Source organism: Fluviicola sp. (assembly GCF_039596355.1).
Lineage (GTDB): Bacteria > Bacteroidota > Bacteroidia > Flavobacteriales_D > Crocinitomicaceae > Fluviicola.
Genome location: NZ_JBCNJW010000002.1, coordinates 41,712 through 62,682 on the forward strand (window position 1 = coordinate 41,712; position 20,971 = coordinate 62,682).

Sequence of the window (20,971 nt, forward strand, 5' to 3'; positions counted from 1 at the left end):
TATTTTTAGGATAAAATGCATCAAAAAAAGACCGTCTCAGGTACGAGTGCGGTCTTTTTTACTGAATATCTCTGATAGGTATTACTATCCAATCTGCGCTCGCCTTTGGCGAGTCCGCGTCATCAGCGGGACTAAAAATCACTTCAATTCCCTGGCAAGGTCTTTATTTAAACCAGCCGGAATACATCACGTAGTTGTTCGCTATACGCTGCACTTCTCCCTGGAATAATTCGGGAGAAAGCGTTTTCACTTTCTTAGCCGGAATTCCTGCATATACGCTCCAGGATTCAACACGTGTGTTTTCGAGTAACACCGCTCCTGCAGCAATAATGCAATTCGATTCGATGTAACAGTTGTCCATCACGATGGATCCCATGCCGATTAACACGTTGTCTTCAACCGTACAGCCGTGCACCAATGCGTTGTGTCCGATCGATACGTTATTTCCCAGTGTTGTTTTGGTTTTTTCGTACGTACAATGAATCACCGCTCCATCCTGCACATTGACCTGGTTTCCCATCCGGATGGAATTCACGTCTCCGCGAATCACCGCATTAAACCAAACAGAACAACGATCCCCCATGATCACATCTCCGACCACCGTTGCGTTTTCTGCCAAATAAACATCTTCTCCGAATTGAGGTTCGATTCCCCTGCATGATTTGATTAAAGCCATAATACTAATTTGAAAAGTGAAAATGTAAAAGTGAAAAGTGAAAAATTTGAGACTGTAAAAGTGGGAATTTATACGTCAAAACCCTAATGATATTTGATCGATCTCAGTGAGCCGCTCTCCCTACTTGCAGGTTTTACAATACTGTTCTTTCAGTTTCGGGTTTCTCAGCTGCTGAAACTCAGCATTGATCCACTTACACCATTTCACTTTATTCATCGCCATTGCTTTTGCCATGACCTCATCCAACAATGCCTGATCGGCAGCCTGGTGATAGAAACTCAATGTTTTGGCAAGGATGAATACGCCTTCTTCATTCAACTTCCCATTTTTGAAGAGGGGTTTGAGCCGATCGATAGTCAGATCATACCTGCTCCATTGGTTAAAGAACAAGACCAAATCAATTTCTTCTTTCACGGGAAGCGTCACGTTGTTAAACTGCGAGCTGATAAAATCGAACGATTTGCGAATGTTTTTGGCATCATTGACCTGCCCGAAGTAATTGATAAACGTGAGGTGCATATTGAGCATAACTTCGTCTCTGAACTGGTTTCCTTCCACCATCGAAATGATCCGCGTCGGGTGGATGACGTTTGCCAGACTCTGCGCCGGTAAATCCCAAACGGTTAACAACTCAAACGCAATTTGAGCATAGAGCAGAGCCAGGTTTTCTTTCGCTTCAAAACTCAGGTCTTTTGACCGGCTCAGGGATGCATACAAAAACTGCGTCACGAGATCATCATCTGTTTTGCCCGACATGATGAAAAGCGCAGCGGCATTCTGAGTCAGTTCACTTTGTGATTTGATGATTTCAAAGTAAGGAGATTCGATGATAAAATGCGGAAACTGTTTCAGCTGATACAATTCATACATGGATCTGTTGGCCTGATTCCAGTTCTTATTAATCAGCGCAGTCCGGAGGTTCATTTCTGCCAGCTGCTTCATCGGAGCATTCGGCGGAATTTTCCCTATAAAATTAATGGTTGCCGTAGACCGCCGCTGCTTCTGAAACAACTCTCTCCACGGAATTCCCTCGTAATCCGAATAGTGCTTTTTAATCGAATCACGACTCATGGATGCCAATTCGTCTGCGAAATAATAAAGCATTTGAAAATCCATCAATTCCCAGTTTTCACGCGCATCAATCGTAAATGCTTCGTTCGGCACATTCAGTTTAGACTGGATATGTTTTTTGATGGTCTGCGCCCTCATGTAGTGGTAGTAATCATTGGCCCGTTTGTCTCCATCGATCGAAGTAAAAGACTGGATATACACCGAATGAACAGCTCTCCCGTTACTCTTGAAGGAAGGATACGTGAGCGGAATCGAATCGCTCGGTCTGAAATCATACTTCACCTCCACCGATTCAATAATTCCTTCATGACTGAAAACGGCATCCGGCGGGTTGGTCAGTTTGGGCTCCACTTTACTCAAGTGATAATTTTCGGAAGGAACTACTCCGGGGGAAAGATACAAACAGGCATTTCCGTTTTTGATCAGTACCAGCGAAATGTTCAGCTCCTTGCCTTTCAAATGCTCCGGGACCTTTCCCAGAGAAGTAATCAACCGGTAATTGCTCTCCGCCTGATTTTTACTCAGAATTTCTTTCTTATACAGTGGTTTCAGTAAAACACCGTCGTAAAAAGGCGACATATCCAATTGATTGTCAGCCGAACACGGAACCTGGCTTCGCTGAATAATATCCACGGCGATTCCGTCTTTGTCTCCCTTCAGAATTCGATTGAACTGATCAAAATCAGAATAATAAAACATCACTTCATTTCCCTGAATTTCAATCGAGTTTCCCAGCTGGTTAACCAGGTTCATAAAACCATCCAGGTCTTTGGCACAATCTTTCGGCCCTTGTTTCAAGCCAAACGCATTGTTCGACAATTGGTTTTTGACGACTATTCCCTTTTTCGCAAATACCTGCGTTGCATAAACGACATGTTTTGAATTGACCTCGAATCCAAAATCTCCCAGTTCGTAGGTCTTATTGATCATATTGGCATAATGACCGGGCGAATTTTTCCAGGATTCGAACATCTCTTTTGCAAGCACAGCAATTGCGGCGGAATCCAGCGGAAATTTCTGCGGAGTGGAGTAAAGTACATTTTCACCGGCAGCTTCCAGGTCTGTTCCCCCGGCTTTCAGTACCCGTTTGGTTGGAGTGGAAAATTCCACGTTTTTTTCTACGTGATCCAGGATGCCCTTTTCAGCCATGTACTTGCTGTGCATTTCTGCCGCTTTTTCCAATGACGGATGAAACTGCAACGCTTTGAGTCCTTTCTCTTTTCGCAGCGCATTGACCAGGGCTGAAAGCTCTTTTTTCAGTTGAATTTTGTTCTGGTCGGTCAACTGTCCGAATGAAGAAAACGACAGGCAGAAAAAGAAAATAAGTACGCTTAAACGGCACATACAGGTTGAATGTTTGGTTGCACAAAATTAGTGATTCAACGTTCAATCATTCTTTTTTCTGACTAATTAACATTCCCCGAACTTCAAACCCCAAACATCCTGGCTCTTGACTCCCGAAGTCTTATAGTCCCTCTCTAAACCTACTACTTCCAACTCAACAATTCCAGCTCCTTAGAAACCGGCTTGCTGTATTTGTGTTGAATGGAACGAATGATTTTCTCCATTGAATCCCAGTTCACGTGGCGGAATGCACTCACTGCAATAATAGATCGTCCCGGAAAAGCCCCCTGTTCGTCCCGGATGGATTTGAACTCGACCTGCTGCTGCACAAACGGATGGTAATATTCCGGGATGAGTGTGTACCCTCCCTGCTGATCCACCATGCGCATGAGCAAATCCATGTTTCCGCCCTGGTAGTTCCAGCTCGACGGCAGATCATCGTTGATCGAACAAAACTGCATCATCTGTGTCCGCAGGCAATTCCCTTTATTCAAAAGCCAGGGTTGCAGGTCTTTCAACTGATCTACCAGCAAAACATCTCCTTCAATACTCGGAGCATACGCCAGGATTTCTTCGGTAAACAACGGTGTGATGCGGTAATTGGTCTGCGTAACCGGACCGGCCAGAATGGCCAGATCGACCTTGCGGTTGTCCAAAGCTTCCAGCAATTCTTCGGTCTTCAATTCTTCCACGAAAACCTGGGTTGCCGGCAGCAAAGACTGCCATTCCCGGAAATTATCCAGCAAGAGGTAGGCTGCAACAGTCGGGATAACCCCGATACGCAAGCGTTCCTGGTAAGTTCCGGAGTAAATCTGCAGAATCCGTTCAATAGCACCGTAATCTCCCTGGATTTGCTGCAAAACGGGAATCAGGTCTTTCCCGAATTCCGTCAGCTCCATTTGATTCGTATCGCGGTGAAAAACCTGGTGTCCCAATACTTCCTCCGCTTTCTTAAGCTGCATGGAAAGAGTGGGTTGCGTGACGTAACATTGTTCCGCTGCCCGGCTGACAGATCCTGTTTCGGAAACCGCCAGGATGTATGCAATCTGCTGTGGTGAAATCATGATAAATTAATTCTATAGATTTATAAAGTTAATCAATATCATTTATATTTAAAAAATGAGCAACTTTGAATAATGAAATCGAAGGCCAGACTAAAAGAGCCAGGAATCAAGACTCGCACGTCTTGTCTCATAACTCTCCAAGTCTTGAAGTCTATTAAAAAACCATAACAATGAATTCACAGCAAGATTTGAACAATAAGATGAACCGCCTGTTGGCGACATACCAGGTACATTACCAGAATTTACGCGCAATTCACTGGAATATCAAAGGAACGAACTTCTTCGAATTGCATTTGAAGTACGAAGAATTGTATACACGGACACAAGTAATCATCGACGATCTGGCTGAGCGCATCCTGACATTGGGAATTACACCGCTTCATCGCTTTGAGGATTACCTGAAGCACAGTGACCTGAAGGAAAATCCAACAATCCACGACGGAAAAGAAGGCATGTCCTATATCCTGAATGCACAGGAAACGATTCTGAAACTGGAACGCGAAATCCTGAATGAGTCTGCCGAACTGGGCGATGAAGGAACCAACAGCATGATGAGCGATTTGGTTCGGGAGAAAGAAAAAACGAACTGGATGTTTGCAGCGTGGCTGGGGAAATAATTGGTTAGACTGTCAGAGGCAGGATTGAAAGAGGTAAGATCGAAAGAGGCAAGACTGGAAGAGTCCGGATGGTATCAGTCTGTTTTCCTGACTCTCATCGTAGTGACTCTTAAATCTATCAGTCTCAATCCCTGACACTAAATGTCTTGACTCCAAAAAGCTGACATAAGTCATAGGAAACAGTTCGCTTCTTTCCGAACTTTGATAAGAACCAAATCGTGACTCTTGACTCAAAAAAAGTAACAAATAAACAAACATAAAAAAACAAACAAAATGAGTGTAGTAGGTAAAAAATTTCCATCAGTAGTGGTGAACGCAATCGATGAAATGGGAGATACTTTCCAGATCGACGTATTGAAACAAGCAATCGATAACAAGAAAAAAGTATTGTTGTTTTGGTACCCGAAAGATTTCACATTCGTTTGTCCGACTGAAATTCACGCTTTCCAGGAAGCTTCCGAAGAGTTTGCAAAACGTAATACGTTGATTATCGGAGCATCTTGTGATACAGCTGAGGTTCACTTTGCATGGTTAAACACTGCAAAGGACAATGGTGGAATTGAAGGTGTTAAGTTCCCATTGATTGCAGATTCAACACGTCGTTTGGCTGAAGAACTGGATATCCTGGATTACGATCCGTATGATGAGGATTCAATCGGTGACAACGTTCCATACAGAGCAACTTACCTGATTGACGAAGAAGGAACCGTATTCCATGAGTCTATCAACCACATGCCGGTTGGACGTAACGTACACGAGTACATCCGTTTGGTAGATGCGTACACACACGTTCAGAAACACGGAGAAGTTTGTCCTGCAAACTGGGAAGAAGGAAAAGAAGCAATGAAAGCTGACCGTGTCAGCACAGCTGAGTATTTAAGCAAAAACTAAGAAGTCATGTTTACAGAGTTAACGGAAGATAATTTAGAGCAGTTATTGAACACCAATCAGAAAGTGATGGTTCAATACGGAGCATCATGGTGTGGTAACTGTAAAATCACCAAGCCGAAGTTCAAGCGGATGGCAGAGGAAAATCCAGGGATAGAATTCTATTACGTGGATGCGGAGAAGTTACCGAATTCACGCAAGTTTGCGGATGTTTCCAACCTGCCTACTTTCGCTGGCTTTGTGGGCGGAGAACTGGTAAAACAAGCTCAGGGAAATAAAATAGAAACCATTCAGGAAATTAAAGATGCGGTTGCCGGTAATTAAACATATGGTCACATTCATCGAAGAAAACGATGAAGACTACGTGAATGAAACGATCGAAACACTGGAGTACTTAATTGATGCTCCGGGATTGAAAGACGAAGAATTGGACGTTATTGGGGAATTACTCTCCAATTTTTCCGGAGCGATCGAGGTTCACAAGGAAATAAAAACCGGTAAAACCCAACGAGACGCCCTGAATGATTTTATGAAGCGTGTAACCGGTTCGATAGACAAATAACAGAAAGGTTCCTTCGGGAACCTTTTTTATTTAAAGCAGATTACAAAAATACAGGTGATGGTCATATTCACCACAACGAAAGAGTGAGTGCGTATCCAAACAGTTCAAAGGATTAAAATTCCGATAGCTATCAGAATGAAACGGTTCCACTTGAACCCTTTAAACCTTTGAACGCATTTAGTTTATTTACAAGAAATAAAAATTCAAGTCACCAGGATTTTCATACAAATCCTTGTTTGAAGATTCAAACCAAACGGACTCCCCGTCCGCCTGATTCCGATTCAACAGGAATTAATCCTTTTTCACACGAACAGCAGTTGGTCCGCGCTGCCCCTTTTCAACTTCGAAACTCACTCTGTTTCCTTCTACAATCGTTTCGCTCATCTGGTTTACGTGTACGAATACGCTGTCTCCGGAAGTACTGTCCTTGATAAAACCGTATCCTTTCGACTCATTAAAGAAGGTAACCACCCCTTTACGAACTTTGTCTTCCGGCTCCAGGTCTTCTCTCTTCGGAACACCGATTACGATGTCTTCGGCATTAAATTCCAATCGCTTTGAATGATCCGGCGGAGTTGTTGTCTGATTTCCGTTCTCATCGATATAAACGATCATGTCTTCGAAACTGGCTTTCCCATTTTCTTTGCGCTCCAACATTTTCTTTTCTTTGTCTTTACGCTTTTTTTCTTTCTTGTTTTGAATTTCTTTTTTGCTAAAAGTCTCTTGTGATCTTGCCATTTAATTGTTTAAAATTTACTACTCTTACAAAAACAAAAAAGAGTTTACCACTAAAAAAACGGTAAACTCTTTTTAGTCATTTATAAAGGCTTATTATTGAATAATGCGCACATTTACTGCGTTCACTCCTCTTCTTCCTTCTTCTAATTCAAACTCTACCAAATCCCCTTCACGAATTTCATCTACTAATCCTGAAACGTGTACAAAATGGTCTTTCTCGGAGTTCTCTTCCTTAATAAAACCAAATCCTTTAGTTTCATTGAAGAACTTAACTGTTCCTTTGTTCATTAACTTGTATTTAAATAACTATTGGTGCAAAGGTACGACATAATCTCACAAGATCGCTCAAACATTTTCTTACTCTGCAATAAAATATGCTATTTTCTCTTAAAATTCAGGTGATTTCGTCATTCCCATCCCCAAAATGAGGCAGTTGTTTCGATAAAAAACCATCCACCTTCAAGATTTGAAGCAGTCATCCCCAAAAAACAAGCAAAAAAACTATCAATCAACCCCTTACCATTCAAATACATTCCTACGCCATTTCTCCCTGCCGGACACGCTCTGCTCCACGAACGGATAACAGGGGTTTCCCCTTGAAATTCCGTTTATTCGTTTTTCTTGTGATTTATCATTTATATTTGTCTCAACCTTGATAAATAAACGTTCACTGATGATAACACCATTATTCCTCTCATATGCAACGCCAGGCAGCTGTTTTGGATAATAGTTATCATTTGTAAAAAGTAACTCTTAAACAAATAATAACTATGTCTACGGAACCATTCATCGGCGAAGTAAAACTTTTCGGATTCAATTTTGCACCAAAAGGTTATGCAACATGCCAGGGACAAATTTTGTCTATTGCTCAAAACACAGCTTTGTTTTCTCTTTTGGGGACTACTTACGGTGGAAACGGAACAACTACTTTTGCACTTCCTGATCTTCAGGGACGTGTGCCAATCGGACAAGGTCAGGGACCAGGTTTGCCTTATTACTCCATGGGAGAGGTAGCAGGTACAACTTCCACAACGCTTTTGACAAGTAACATTCCTCCTCACGTTCACACGTTGAATAGCGTCAGAGTTCAGGTAAAAGCATCCTCTGCAACTGCAACAGAGCAATCATCAGATGGCACATTTCCTGCAACAACAGTAGCTGCTGCTTATGCTGATACACCTACTGCCAACGTTTACACAGGAGGAACAGTGGTATCCGGAACGACAGATATCACCGGAGGCGGGCAACCGTTCAGTATTCTGAACCCTTATCTGTGTATGAACTACTCTATCGCGCTCTACGGAATTTTCCCAAGCCGTAATTAATTATTTTACTTACTCTAACACCATTTAGTATGTCTACAGAACCATTTATCGGAGAAGTAAAACTTTTGGGCTTTAACTTTCCTCCTTTGGGATACATGACCTGTCAGGGACAGATCCTGTCTATTGCTGCATACACGGCTTTGTTCTCATTAATCGGAACAACTTATGGCGGTAATGGTCAAACGACTTTTGCACTTCCTGATCTTCAGGGACGCATGCCTGTAGGTCAGGGTCAGGGAGGCGGCTTACCGAACTATACGATCGGAGAAGCTTCGGGAAATACAAACATGTCATTAAAAACGGATAATCTGCCACAGCATATTCACACGCTTGTAAATATGCATGTACAGATCAAAGCCAACAATACAACTGCTACCGAGCAATCGGCAGATGGAACATTTCCTGCAACAACTGTTGCTGCTGCTTATGCAGATACAGCGACTCCGAATTTATATACCGGGGGAACACAGGTTTCAGGAACTACGGATGCAGCCGGAAGCGGTATGCCATTCAATATTTTGAATCCATTCCTGTGTCTGAACTTTTCAATTGCAGTGGAAGGAATCTTCCCAAGCCGGAATTAAACTAATACGGGAGTGCGCAAAACGCACTCCCCTTTTGATTATATGATGCAAACAATTGGTCTACTTTTACCACGCTCAACCTATTATACAGGCTTGAGCTTTGACATTTTTGAGGGTGTGCGCTCATCCCTTCGTCATATGGAACGTGATACGATCCGGTTGGTGACAGAGAATATCGGTTTCGGAACCGATAAACAACTTTGCTACAAAGCAGCGGAAGAATTAATCATGCATGAAAATGCAACGGTTGTTCTGGCTTATATCGGACACCGGATGGCCCAGGTTCTGAAACCTCTGTTTCAGGCTTCCAACCGGTTGTTGATCGTATTGGATGCCGGGGCAAACGTGCCGCACGAATGGCCTGAAACTCCCAATATCATTTACCATTCGTTACATAACTCCTTCGGTTCATGGTTAGCTGCCAAACGTGCTGCCAACGATGGATTTTCCCAGGGAGGAATGGTAACCGGATATTATGATGGCGGCTATCTTCAAACCTGGGGATTATGCAGCGGCTTTGCGGCGGCCGGCGGAAGCATCGCGTTCAACCATGCCACCGGTTACAACAAAGACGATTTCTCGATGCTTCCGCTGAAGGAGCATGTTGAGAAATACCCGAAAGGAGTTTTGCTGAGTATTTTCAGCGGCGACTATGTCCAGTGGTATTTTGAAGGATTGAAAGACCTATTTGGTGAAAATCACCTCCCGGTCTACCTTCCTCCATTCGCCCACGAAGAAACCATGCTCAGCAATGCCGTTCATCCTGGCGGACAAATCAAAGGGATCGCAGCCTGGTCATCACAATTGAACAACCCGGAAAACACGATTTTCATGGATGCAATCGACTCTGCAGGGCGCACTCCGAATCTGTTCTCATTAATCGGATGGGAAGGTGCAATCCTGGCGGCTCGTGCAAGCGACCTGATGCTGGAGAATAAGAATAAAGTCGAACTGGTTTCCAATACCCTGAACGCGTTTTCGTTTGACGGTCCGAGAGGAACCGTAAGCTTCCACGCTCCTACCAGACATACCCTTGCTCCATTGTACGAAACAAGTATTCAAAAAGATGAAAACGGAACCTGCTCGCTGCTGATCGAAAAAAGCGTTGAAAATTCCCGGTCTGATTTTGAACAATTCATTACCATCTCAACCGAAAATGCTATTTCGGGGTGGTATAACAGTTATACCTGCATTTAATGGAACAAAAACGCATATTGGTTCTATGTGGCGGTCAATTCGCTTTTCCAACCCTGCAAACCCTGGGGCTTGAAAAATTCCTGTGTGGTGTTGGAATCGGGAAAGGTGAGAAAGAGGTACTAGCCGTTCTGGAGCAGGAACGTGTTACAAACGGATTGACCTATAAATCCTTTCCGGACAAAGAAAGTCTTTCGGATTTGAAAGATTGGATCGAAGAATTGCAACCGGATTACATCTTCAGCATTTCCTTCCCGTTTCTTCTTTCGGAAGACGTTTTGTCCTTCGGGGAAGAGCGCTTTATCAATTTTCATCCGGGGCCACTTCCTGAATACCGCGGACCGATGCCTCTTTTTGAGGTATTGCGTTACCAGGAGAAAGAAACGGCAATCAGTGTTCATTTTATGAACCCGGAATTTGACGAAGGAGCCGTTATTCTGAAAGAGAAACTAGCTATTTCACCGAATGAAACATACGGTGAGCTGGCTATCAAATTGAGTGAACGAACAGCCATGGTGGCATTAAATATGGCACACATGCTTCAATTCGGTTCTCAAATCCCCCGGACAGCACAAGATGAAAATCAGGCTCGTTACTTTGAAAAGCCGGAAGTAGCCGACACCTTCATTCAGTGGAAACGCATGCCTGCAGATGAAATCATTTCGTTGATCAATGCTTGTAACCCCTGGAATCAGGGAGCTGATACCCTGTTACAAGGAAGGAACATCAAAATCTTATCCGCTTCGTTATCCGAAAATCAGCATACTGACATTCCCGGAAAGGTATTGAATGTGACTCCGGACGGAGAAATCGCTGTTTCTTGTCTGGATGGTCAAATTATCCATGTTCAAATCCTGGCAGGAGATTTTGGGATTCAAACGGCGGAGCGATTCGCTGCGAAAAAACCCGTTCTCGGCTTGCTATTCAATTCATAATTCATACTAAAAACTCAAACCATAATCACCTCTAATCCAAAAAAAAACAGTTATATGAAAACAAAAAAATTACTTACCATGCTCACCGTACTGCTTCTGGTCGGCTTCAACAGCTCCGCCCAGACACAGTTTTGGTCAGACAATTTCGAAGATGCCGGAGCTCCCTCATCAGGCAGCCGGACACTTTCCATCGCAGAATTCAGCTGCAACAGTCCAGCTACTGCGTATTTTAAACGGACAGATGGAACAGACATTGTTCCAACAAGTAGTTATTCCGGATTCCAGGGTTCTAAATTCTGGTCCGCAATGGATATTGACAGAGGGTCAACGTGTGTTAACAATAGCATCAGTGCCGGTCAGTCAATTACCTGGTCAGGGATCAATATTGCCGGAAAAAGCGGTTTATCTTTTAAAGGGCTTTTCGGAGCTAATAGCGGAGCTGTTTTCCAGGGAATTTATTTCGCGAATGCTACCAACAGTTTCACCATGGACTCCATGGCTGTTGAGTACCGTATCGATGGAGGTACATGGACTAAAATCGTTGGAATTTATCCAAACAACGCTACTGCATCAGGTGGTACGATGGCGGTTGACAATGACGGTGACAGAATCGGAGACAGTCCGCTGTTAAGCTCGACTCTTGCGGAAGTCTCCGGAACAATTACCGGAACGGGAACTACCCTGGATTTGCGCTTTGATATCTATGTCAACAACGGGAACCCGGGATCACTTGCGTTAGACAATTTCCGCTTGTTTGAAACTCCTTCCTGTACTGCTCCTGTTGTCACGGCAAATCCACCGAACAGATCCATCTGTGTGAACGGAAACACTACCTTTACGGCATCTGCTACCGGAGCTACAGCTTACCAGTGGCAGGTCAATACCGGATCCGGCTTCGTAGACATTACAAACGGCGGTGTTTATTCCAATGCAACAACCACGACATTAAGCATTACCGGTGCAACCGGTGCAATGAACGGGTATACCTATCGTTGTACTGCTATCAATGCAGTTGCCAGCTGTTTTACCAATACCAGTGCAGGAACACTGAATATTTCGAATATCACTTCTTCAACAGCCAAAAATGATGTCTTATGTTTCGGAAACTCAACCGGTTCGGCAGCTGTATCTCCAAACGGGGGAATCGGATCTTATACGTATAGCTGGTCTCCTTCAGGAGGTACTGCTTCCATTGCAACCGGACTGGCTGCAGGAAGTTATACAGTTACCATTACCGATGCTATTTCATGTCAGATTACCAAAAACTTTACGATTACTCAGCCAAGTAGTGCATTGAATGCTGGTGTTGGCGGAGGTAAAACGAATGTGAGCTGTAACGGAGGTTCAAATGGTACAGCAACCGTTGCGCCTACAGGTGGAACTCCGGGATATACCTACTCCTGGTCTCCTTCAGGCGGTACGGCGGCAACTGCAACAGGACTGGTTGCCGGAGCTTACACCGTAACAGTAACCGATGCAAATAACTGTCAGGCTACCAGATCGTATACCATTACTCAGCCAACTGCATTGAATACTGTCTCAGGTTCAAAAACGGATGTATCTTGTAACGGTGGTTCAAACGGAACTGCAACCGTTTCTCCTACAGGCGGAACGCCAGGTTATACTTATTCATGGGCGCCTTCAGGTGGTACTGCGGCTACAGCAACAGGACTGGCTGCAGGAACTTACACCGTAACGGTGACCGATGCAAATAACTGTCAGGGTACAAAATCCTTCACGATTACACAACCTACGGCATTGAATACCACTGCAGGAAGCAAAACAGACGTTTCCTGTAACGGTGGTTCGAACGGTACAGCTACCGTTTCTCCTACAGGTGGAACTCCTTCTTATACTTACTCCTGGGCACCATCAGGTGGTACTGCGGCTACGGCTACAGGATTAGCTCCCGGAACATACACCGTAACGGTAACCGATGCAAACGCGTGTCAGGGGACGAAATCCTTTACGATTACACAACCTACCGCGCTGAATACCACAGCAGGAAGCAAAACAGATGTTTCCTGTAACGGAGGTTCGAACGGTACTGCAACCGTTTCTCCTACAGGTGGAACTCCTTCTTATACTTACTCCTGGGCGCCATCAGGTGGTACTGCGGCTACGGCTACAGGATTAGCTCCCGGAACATACACCGTAACGGTAACCGATGCAAATTCTTGTCAGGGTACAAAATCCTTCACCATTACACAGCCAACTGCGTTGAATACCACCGCAGGAAGCAAAACAGACGTTTCCTGTAACGGTGGAACAAATGGTACGGCAACGGTTTCTCCTACAGGTGGAACTCCTTCTTATACCTACTCATGGGCGCCTTCAGGTGGAACGGCTGCAACTGCAACGGGATTGGCCGCTGGAACCTATACTGTAACAGTAACGGATGCAAACTTCTGTCAGGGGACGAAATCCTTCACCATTACACAGCCTACTGCGTTGAATACCACCGCAGGAAGCAAAACAGACGTTTCCTGTAACGGTGGAACAAATGGTACGGCAACGGTTTCTCCTACAGGTGGAACTCCTTCTTATACCTACTCATGGGCTCCATCAGGTGGTACTGCGGCTACGGCTACAGGATTAGCGGCTGGAACATACACCGTGACGGTGACCGATGCAAATGCGTGTCAGGCTACGAAATCATTTACCATTACACAGCCAACCGCGTTGAATACCACTGCAGGAAGCAAAACAGATGTATCTTGTAACGGTGGTACAAATGGTACGGCAACGGTTTCTCCTACAGGTGGAACTCCTTCTTATACCTACTCATGGGCTCCATCAGGTGGTACTGCTGCAACTGCAACAGGATTAGCGGTTGGAACATACACCGTAACGGTGACCGATGCGAACGCGTGTCAGGCTACAAAATCATTTACCATTACACAGCCAACTGCGTTGAATACCACCGCAGGAAGCAAAACAGACGTTTCCTGTAACGGTGGAACAAATGGTACAGCAACGGTTTCTCCTACAGGTGGAACTCCTTCTTATACCTACTCATGGGCTCCATCAGGTGGTACTGCAGCTACGGCTACAGGACTGGCTGCAGGAACATACACCGTAACGGTAACAGATGCGAATAACTGTCAGGGTACAAAATCCTTTACGATTACACAACCTACCGCGCTGAACACCACTGCAGGAAGCAAAACGGATGTGTCTTGTAATGGTGGGTCGAACGGTACGGCTACCGTTTCTCCTACAGGCGGAACGCCAGGTTATACTTATTCATGGGCGCCTTCCGGTGGGACTGCAGCTACGGCTACGGGACTGGCAGCAGGAACATACACCGTAACGGTAACAGATGCGAATAACTGTCAGGGTACAAAATCCTTCACGATTACACAGCCAACTGCGTTAAATACCACTGCAGGAAGCAAAACGGATGTATCTTGTAACGGTGGTTCGAACGGTACAGCTACCGTTTCTCCGACGGGTGGAACTCCTTCGTATACCTACTCCTGGGCTCCATCAGGTGGTACTGCTGCAACTGCAACAGGATTAGCGGCTGGAACATACACCGTGACTGTAACAGATGCAAACTCTTGCCAGAGCACAAAATCGTTTACGATTACACAACCAACTGCTTTGAACACCACTGCAGGAAGTAAAACAGATGTGTCTTGTAACAGTGGGTTGAACGGTACAGCTACTGTTTCTCCTACCGGTGGAACTCCTTCTTACACCTATTCATGGGCTCCTTCAGGTGGAACTGCAGCTACGGCTACAGGACTGGCAGCAGGAACATACACCGTAACGGTAACGGACGCGAACAACTGTCAGGGTACAAAAACATTCACTATTAATGAGCCAACTGCTTTGAATACATCTGCCGGAACACATACAGATGTTTCTTGTAACGGCGGATCAAATGGTACAGCAACCGTTTCTCCTACAGGTGGAACTCCAGGTTATACTTACGCATGGATTCCTTCTGGCGGTACAGCTGCTACAGCAACAGGACTGGCTGCAGGAACATACACTGTAACAGTGACTGACGCGAATAACTGTCAGGCAACAAAATCCTTCACCATTGTACAACCGACCGTACTGGATGTATCGTCCGGTTCACAAACAGATGTTCTTTGTAACGGTGGTTCTACAGGTTCTGCAACCGTTTCTCCGACAGGCGGAACTCCGGGTTACACTTACTCATGGACTCCTTCAGGCGGTACAGCTGCTACAGCTTCAGGATTGGAAGCAGGAACATATACTGTAACAGTGACTGACGCGAACAACTGTCAGGCAACAAAATCGTTTACCATTACGGAATCTGCTCCGATCACAGGAAGTTTCAGCCAAACAGCTTGTAACTCTTACACATGGGGTACTCAGACTTACAATACATCCGGTACTTATACACAGGTAAGAACTGCAGCAAACGGATGTGACTCTACGGTAACATTGACGTTGACTGTCATTGCTCCGGTTACTAACACGGTAACAGAAAGCAATTGCTATTCGTACACATGGGCTCAAAACGGGGTCACTTACACCGCTTCCGGTTCGTATGTTGATACAATTCCAAGCTCAGCAGGATGTGATTCTATTGTGACCCTGGATTTGACTATCTTAACTGCTTCCAACTCATCTTCGAATGAATTTGCATGTGGTTCATACACATGGGCTCAAAATGGAATGACTTATACGACTTCCGGAACTTATACAGATACTATCCCGAATGCAGCAGGTTGTGATTCCATTATCACCTTGAACCTGACAATCGGTGGTTCTTCACAGACAGAATCCGTAACGAATTGTGCAAGCTATACCTGGGCACAAAACGGTATGACTTATACTGCTTCCGGAATTTATTCGGATACCTTGGTTGACGGCAACGGTTGTGATTCCATCTTCGTTCTGGATCTGACTATTTTACCGGCTCCGAACGCAACGGTTACAAACAACGGGAATGGTTCATTCACAGCATCAAGCGGTACAACTTACCAGTGGCTGAACTGTAACGGAAACGTGCCGGTTACAGGTGCTACCAGTCAGAACTTCACTCCGACAAGTAACGGTTCGTATGCGGTGGTGATTAGCAATGCGGCAGGTTGTAGTGCTACTTCCAGCTGTGTTACGATCAACAACGTAGGTTTGGAAGAACTGGATGCTCAGGCTATTCAGGTATTCCCGAACCCAACAACGAATTATGTAACGATTTCCATGACTTTTGCTGATGCACTTCTGACTATTACAGATGCTCAGGGTAAAACACTGGATGTGAAACGTATTTCAAACGGTCAGCAGATCGATTTCTCTTCCTACGGTAACGGAGTTTACTTCCTTTCAATTGAAACGGAATCCGGAAAAGCGTTGAAGCGAATCGTGAAACAGCAATAATCCAAAACAACTACGCATACTTGTGAAGAAGGGAGGCTCTTAAAAGGGCCTCCTTTTTTATTCCGGTAGTTTGGAAATCCTCCGTTTTGTTATAAAAACCTGAAAAACAATCTTTTTGCTCTTGTTAGAACTGATCTTTTTACTTAACTTAAATAGAAAGTCATTTTTATGGGAGCAAAAAAGAAAGCCATTTTTACCGATCAGCGGTATCGGGATGCGGAACTTGGGTTAGTGATTTCCTCTCCTGCACGTATTGAGATTCTGCGTTACCTGGAGAATCATTTGATGATGAATGTTCCGGTTCTGGAACAGTTTATTCCCCTGCATAAGAAAACGATTAATCACCATGTGAGTTTGATTGAACGCAGCGGGTTGATAACCGGGTACTATATCGGGAGTATGTATTTCTGGTCAAAGAACGAGCAAATGTCCGACGATTGGGAGAAAATTCGCTGGTTTTTATAAATGGTGGATAAGTGTACACTTATCCACCATTTACCCTGGTAAGTAAATTTCAAAGCGATTTTAAGATTCCCTTACCTCCGGTTGATTACATTTTTTTACTCCCTCGGTACATTCATCCGCACCTCACTTCCAAAATCACCTCAAAACCCTTCACTTTGCCGCTAAAAAGATGAAACAATCACTCCTTTCAGCGGTGAAAAGTGCATTTCTCGCACTAGCACTAATCCAGTCATTCACTCCCGTTCAGGCACAGGAAACACCTGCTTCTGAAACGATCAAGCCGGCAACCCCGAAAGTGGCATTTCGCCCATTCGACGGAACGTTTATCCTCGGCTATGTCGACCATGGTGCATTCCTCAATTTCACCGGACCAAATATCAGTTTCACTCTGAAAAGTTCAAAAATCATCCTGGGGATGCTTCCTTCCCTCCGATACAAAGAAGACCATGGAACTTATAAAAACGCACCGATTACCCCGAATTTGGGTGCTGGACTCACCTATTGTTATAAAAAATTCGCTCTCCAGGTTCCGTTTTACTACAATGCTAAAACTGCAACAGCAAACGGGAAATGGAATATCGGGATTGGGATTGGAATGCGCCTGAAATAATCAGAAAAGGAATCATTTCATGGGAAGAGAAAGATAAAATAATACCTTTATCCGGAGCTTATCAAAAACTCTTTTCAATGGCGAATTTAGAACTGTTCCGCGTAAGCGAATATGCAAACCGGGTTAGAGACATCAACGTACTGGTCAACGGAGAAGTAATCGGCGTGATCTCTAACGGAGAAACGAAAATCTTCGACATTCCGGAAGGAGACAACCAGGTGCAGGTGAAAATTGACTGGTGTACCAGTAAACCGATTTCCTTTAATATCGGGGAAAATGAAACCAAGCGACTCACGATGTCCAGTTTTGCAAAACACAATCCGCTCGGAACCCTGGCGGCAATTTACTACATCACTTTTGCTTCCAACAAATACCTGCAGCTCGAAGAACAGTAAATATGCCGATGGAACAAAAACTCCTTACCTATTTTTCGAAGATTCTTCCGCTCTCGCAGGAGGAAATTGATGGGATTGTTGCCACACTGACCATCAAAAATTACCCGAAAGGATCAATTTTACTGAAAGAAGGAGAAATCTCGATGGAAGCCTATTTTGTACTGGAAGGTTGTGTCAGACAATACTTTCTGATTGAAGGCGAAGAAAAAACCAATAACTTTTTCTCGGAGGAGCAATGGGTGATTTCCGTCAACAGTATGACAAATAACCAGCCATCCAAACATTTCCTGGAATGCTGTGAAGATAGTATCCTGGTTGTTGGAAACCGCGAAAAAGAAGAAGCGCTTTACAAACAGTTCCCGAAACTGGAAACCATTTCGCGCAAAGTCATGGAAAAAGTCTTTGCAGAGCAGCAGGAACTTTCAGGGTCGTATTTCACCGATTCACCGGAGGAACGCTACCTGAAACTGATTCAAACCCGGCCGGAATTAATCCAACGCATTCCGCAATACATGATCGCAAGCTATATCGGGGTGAAACCCGAATCACTCAGCCGGATCCGGAAAAGACTTGCACAAAAGTGAACTTAACGAATGACCTGAACGGCTACATTTCCGCGCTTATGGCCTGCGTCGACATACTGGTGTGCTTCTACAATTTCATCCAATGAAAACACCCGATCCAAAACAGGAGTAAATTGGCCCTCATCAATCAATTCTTTCATCCACTTCATTTCAAGCGCTGATTCCTTCGACACACCGGTCAATACCTTCTTCCCGGACAAATTGGAAACCCCGGCAAGAATCATTTTAGAAAAATCTGCCGCTCCCAAAATAAGCGTCCCTCCTTTCCGGACGTGTTTCAGGCTTTCAGCATATGACCACTTATTGACAGTTTCATAAACGACGTCGTATTTCTCCCGGTTCAGCGCCAATTCTTCAGACTGGTAATTCAACACCTGATCTGCCCCGATCCGGTGCATCAACTCCCGGTTTCGACCACTGCAAACCGCCGTAACCTCCGCTCCGTAGTATTTTACCAATTGCACTGCAGCCGAACCAACTGCTCCCGAGGCTCCGTAGATCAATACTTTTTGTCCCGAACCCACCTTTGCTTTCCGGATAAAGTGAAGTGCCGTCAGTGCGCCGAAAGGAATAATTGCCGCTTCAGTATGACTCAATGATTCGGGTTTCAGGGCAATGGCCGCCGTTTCTTTCACCGACCGGTATTCTGCGTATGTTCCGAAAGTCATACCGGTTGTTCCGAAAACACAATCCCCAACCCGGTAGTTTTTCACCGATGTCCCTACTGCCATTACTTCTCCGGAAAAAACACCCCCTAAAACAGCTTGTTTTGGTCGTTTGAATCCGAAAAACAGCCGAACTGCCCAGGGATCTGCTTTCCGGATCCGGACATCTCCCGAATTCACCGCCGTTGCATGGATTCGTACCAATAGTTCATCCTCTTTCGGAACGGGAATCTCCATTTCGATCAACTTCAACACCTCCGGCGCACCATACTTTGTGCATTGTACTGCTTTCATTTTATTCGTTTTCATGACACAAAACTAAATCAGGGTCCTGTCATTTTTCGTTGACTTCGGTTAAGAAATGAGGAAATGACTACTTTTAAATCATGGGAAAGAAAGCAGTCGTCATCGGTGCGGGAATTGCAGGAATTGCAAGTGCAGTCCGCCTGGCAAAAAAAGGATATTCCGTTTCGGTGATCGAATCCAATGCGTATGCAGGCGGAAAACTTACGTCCATTCAACTCGGAAACTACCGCTTTGATGCCGGACCTTCCCTCTTCACACTTCCCCACCTGGTCGACGAATTGTTTGAGTTGCACGGGAAAGACCCCAGAGCTTATTTCGATTATCAAAAACTCGAAACCCTGTGTCATTACTTCTACGAAGACGGAACGGTTCTTCACACCTATGCCGACCGGGAAAAGCTCTTCCGGGAAGTGCGCGAGAAACTGGATGTAGATTCACAACCGCTACAAGAGTACCTGGAACACAGCGCATATCTTTTTGAAAACACCCGGCATTCTTTCCTCGAAAAATCGCTGCACAAATTCAGTACCTACCTTTCACGCGACATTCTGAAAACAGTTTCGTCCATGCGGAAACTGAATTTATTCGACAGCATGCACGCGGTCAATCACAAACGACTGAATCACCCGAAACTGATCCAGCTTTTCGACCGCTTTGCAACTTACAACGGTTCAAATCCATACCACGCTCCGGGAGTGCTCAACAGCATTCCCCACCTCGAATTCGGAATCGGATCGTTTTTCCCCAAAGAAGGGATGCATCAAATTTTGACTGCCTGCGTAAAACTAGCAACGGACTGTGGTGTCGCATTTCATCTCAATGAACGCGTTACTGCCATTGAAACCGACCGGAAGAAAGTGAAAGGAGTTACAACCGAAAAGGAATTCTATCCGGCCGATGTGGTAATCAGCAACTGCGATGTCAAGCAAAGCTACCGCCAATTGATTCCGGCACAAAAAGCACCGCAAAAGACCATGAACCAGGAGCCCAGCAGCTCTGCCCTGATCTTTTACTGGGGAATCAAACAGGTATTTCCGCAGCTGGACGTCCACAATATTCTCTTCAGCGAAAATTATCCGGAAGAATTCAAAGCCATTTTCGAAACGCAGTCCGTATATGCAGATCCGACGATTTACATCCACGTTTCATCGAAAGTTGTTCCCCAAGACGCACCCGAAGGACACGAAAACTGGTTTATCATGGTCAATGTTCCAAGCGATCAGGGGCAAGACTGGGAAGCACTGCGTTTACAGGTTCGCGAACAATGCATCCGGAAAATCAACCGCATCTTGCAAACAGATATAGAATCCCTCATCGAAACTGAAGACTTTCTTGATCCGGTACGCATTGCGGAACGAACAAACAGCTTTGCGGGAGCACTTTACGGCGCAAGTTCCAACGACCGGATGGCCGCTTTTTTCCGACATCCCAACTTTAGTAAAATCAACGGATTGTACTTCGCCGGTGGCAGTGTTCATCCCGGAGGAGGAATTCCCTTGTGCCTGCTTTCTGCGAAAATCACCACAGATTTAATTGCGAATTCCTAATGCCAAATTACGAATCAAAAAATTCGTAATTCGTAATTCA

Annotated in this window: 20 protein-coding genes; 14 read left to right on the forward strand and 6 right to left on the reverse strand. The window is 44.8% G+C overall.

Annotation, left to right across the window (positions count from 1 at the left end; translation table 11 throughout):
* Positions 1 to 163 precede the first annotated feature (163 nt).
* From ABDV94_RS05375 to ABDV94_RS05385, 3 genes are all read right to left on the reverse strand, one after another.
* Positions 164 to 676, reverse strand: a complete 513-nt coding sequence (locus tag ABDV94_RS05375) for a gamma carbonic anhydrase family protein (protein WP_343605441.1) — start codon at positions 674 to 676, stop codon at positions 164 to 166.
* Between the two features lie 120 nt (positions 677 to 796).
* Positions 797 to 3,091 (reverse strand): CAP domain-containing protein, encoded by a 2,295-nt coding sequence (locus ABDV94_RS05380; protein WP_343605442.1) that lies wholly within the window; start codon positions 3,089 to 3,091, stop codon positions 797 to 799.
* Between the two features lie 143 nt (positions 3,092 to 3,234).
* Complete coding sequence (locus tag ABDV94_RS05385; protein WP_343605444.1) at positions 3,235 to 4,155, reverse strand: LysR family transcriptional regulator; 921 nt, start codon at positions 4,153 to 4,155, stop codon at positions 3,235 to 3,237.
* 170 nt (positions 4,156 to 4,325) lie between these two features.
* Between ABDV94_RS05385 and ABDV94_RS05390 the strand changes: the two genes are divergently transcribed.
* From ABDV94_RS05390 to ABDV94_RS05405, 4 genes are all read left to right on the forward strand, one after another.
* Positions 4,326 to 4,772 carry a Dps family protein gene (locus tag ABDV94_RS05390; protein WP_343605446.1) on the forward strand — a complete coding sequence of 149 codons (447 nt, stop codon included), beginning with the start codon at positions 4,326 to 4,328 and terminating at the stop codon, positions 4,770 to 4,772.
* A 273-nt stretch (positions 4,773 to 5,045) separates the two neighbouring features.
* Positions 5,046 to 5,663 carry a peroxiredoxin gene (locus tag ABDV94_RS05395; protein WP_343605447.1) on the forward strand — a complete coding sequence of 206 codons (618 nt, stop codon included), beginning with the start codon at positions 5,046 to 5,048 and terminating at the stop codon, positions 5,661 to 5,663.
* Between the two features lie 6 nt (positions 5,664 to 5,669).
* A complete protein-coding gene (locus ABDV94_RS05400; protein WP_343605449.1) occupies positions 5,670 to 5,984 on the forward strand; it encodes a thioredoxin family protein in 315 nt (104 codons plus the stop codon).
* On the forward strand, positions 5,965 to 6,222 hold the full coding sequence (locus tag ABDV94_RS05405) for a hypothetical protein (protein WP_343605451.1): 258 nt from the start codon (positions 5,965 to 5,967) through the stop codon (positions 6,220 to 6,222). Before ABDV94_RS05400 ends, ABDV94_RS05405 begins: the two co-directional genes overlap by 20 nt.
* A gap of 291 nt (positions 6,223 to 6,513) precedes the next feature.
* Here the strand turns inward: ABDV94_RS05405 and ABDV94_RS05410 are convergent, their stop codons facing one another.
* Positions 6,514 to 6,960: a cold shock domain-containing protein gene (locus ABDV94_RS05410; protein WP_343605453.1), complete on the reverse strand. Its 447-nt coding sequence runs from the start codon at positions 6,958 to 6,960 to the stop codon at positions 6,514 to 6,516.
* A gap of 93 nt (positions 6,961 to 7,053) precedes the next feature.
* Positions 7,054 to 7,248: a cold shock domain-containing protein gene (locus ABDV94_RS05415; protein WP_343605455.1), complete on the reverse strand. Its 195-nt coding sequence runs from the start codon at positions 7,246 to 7,248 to the stop codon at positions 7,054 to 7,056.
* 482 nt (positions 7,249 to 7,730) lie between these two features.
* Between ABDV94_RS05415 and ABDV94_RS05420 the strand changes: the two genes are divergently transcribed.
* The 9 genes from ABDV94_RS05420 to ABDV94_RS05460 all read left to right on the forward strand — a co-directional run bounded on the left by ABDV94_RS05420 (position 7,731) and on the right by ABDV94_RS05460 (position 18,413).
* Entirely contained in the window at positions 7,731 to 8,285 is a 555-nt protein-coding gene (locus tag ABDV94_RS05420) for a tail fiber protein (protein ID WP_343605456.1), read from the forward strand.
* A gap of 29 nt (positions 8,286 to 8,314) precedes the next feature.
* Positions 8,315 to 8,869: a tail fiber protein gene (locus tag ABDV94_RS05425; RefSeq protein WP_343605457.1), complete on the forward strand. Its 555-nt coding sequence runs from the start codon at positions 8,315 to 8,317 to the stop codon at positions 8,867 to 8,869.
* Positions 8,870 to 8,914: 45 nt separating this feature from the next.
* Positions 8,915 to 10,066 carry an ABC transporter substrate-binding protein gene (locus ABDV94_RS05430; protein WP_343605458.1) on the forward strand — a complete coding sequence of 384 codons (1,152 nt, stop codon included), beginning with the start codon at positions 8,915 to 8,917 and terminating at the stop codon, positions 10,064 to 10,066.
* Positions 10,066 to 10,998, forward strand: coding sequence for a formyltransferase family protein (locus ABDV94_RS05435; protein ID WP_343605460.1), 933 nt, complete (start codon positions 10,066 to 10,068; stop codon positions 10,996 to 10,998). The genes ABDV94_RS05430 and ABDV94_RS05435 overlap by 1 nt, the downstream gene beginning before the upstream one ends.
* 54 nt (positions 10,999 to 11,052) lie before the next feature.
* Positions 11,053 to 16,359: a T9SS type A sorting domain-containing protein gene (locus tag ABDV94_RS05440; protein ID WP_343605462.1), complete on the forward strand. Its 5,307-nt coding sequence runs from the start codon at positions 11,053 to 11,055 to the stop codon at positions 16,357 to 16,359.
* A gap of 168 nt (positions 16,360 to 16,527) precedes the next feature.
* Entirely contained in the window at positions 16,528 to 16,824 is a 297-nt protein-coding gene (locus ABDV94_RS05445; RefSeq protein ID WP_343605463.1) for a hypothetical protein, read from the forward strand.
* A gap of 169 nt (positions 16,825 to 16,993) precedes the next feature.
* Positions 16,994 to 17,434, forward strand: coding sequence for a hypothetical protein (locus ABDV94_RS05450; RefSeq protein WP_343605464.1), 441 nt, complete (start codon positions 16,994 to 16,996; stop codon positions 17,432 to 17,434).
* A 77-nt stretch (positions 17,435 to 17,511) separates the two neighbouring features.
* Positions 17,512 to 17,829, forward strand: a complete 318-nt coding sequence (locus ABDV94_RS05455) for a hypothetical protein (RefSeq protein WP_343605465.1) — start codon at positions 17,512 to 17,514, stop codon at positions 17,827 to 17,829.
* An 8-nt stretch (positions 17,830 to 17,837) separates the two neighbouring features.
* Entirely contained in the window at positions 17,838 to 18,413 is a 576-nt protein-coding gene (locus ABDV94_RS05460) for a Crp/Fnr family transcriptional regulator (protein WP_343605467.1), read from the forward strand.
* 2 nt (positions 18,414 to 18,415) lie between these two features.
* Here the strand turns inward: ABDV94_RS05460 and ABDV94_RS05465 are convergent, their stop codons facing one another.
* Positions 18,416 to 19,372 (reverse strand): NAD(P)-dependent alcohol dehydrogenase, encoded by a 957-nt coding sequence (locus ABDV94_RS05465; RefSeq protein WP_343605469.1) that lies wholly within the window; start codon positions 19,370 to 19,372, stop codon positions 18,416 to 18,418.
* Between the two features lie 92 nt (positions 19,373 to 19,464).
* On the opposite strand from ABDV94_RS05465, the gene crtD reads away from it, so the two are divergent.
* A complete protein-coding gene (crtD, locus tag ABDV94_RS05470; RefSeq protein WP_343605470.1) occupies positions 19,465 to 20,931 on the forward strand; it encodes a 1-hydroxycarotenoid 3,4-desaturase CrtD in 1,467 nt (488 codons plus the stop codon).
* Positions 20,932 to 20,971: the final 40 nt, after the last annotated feature.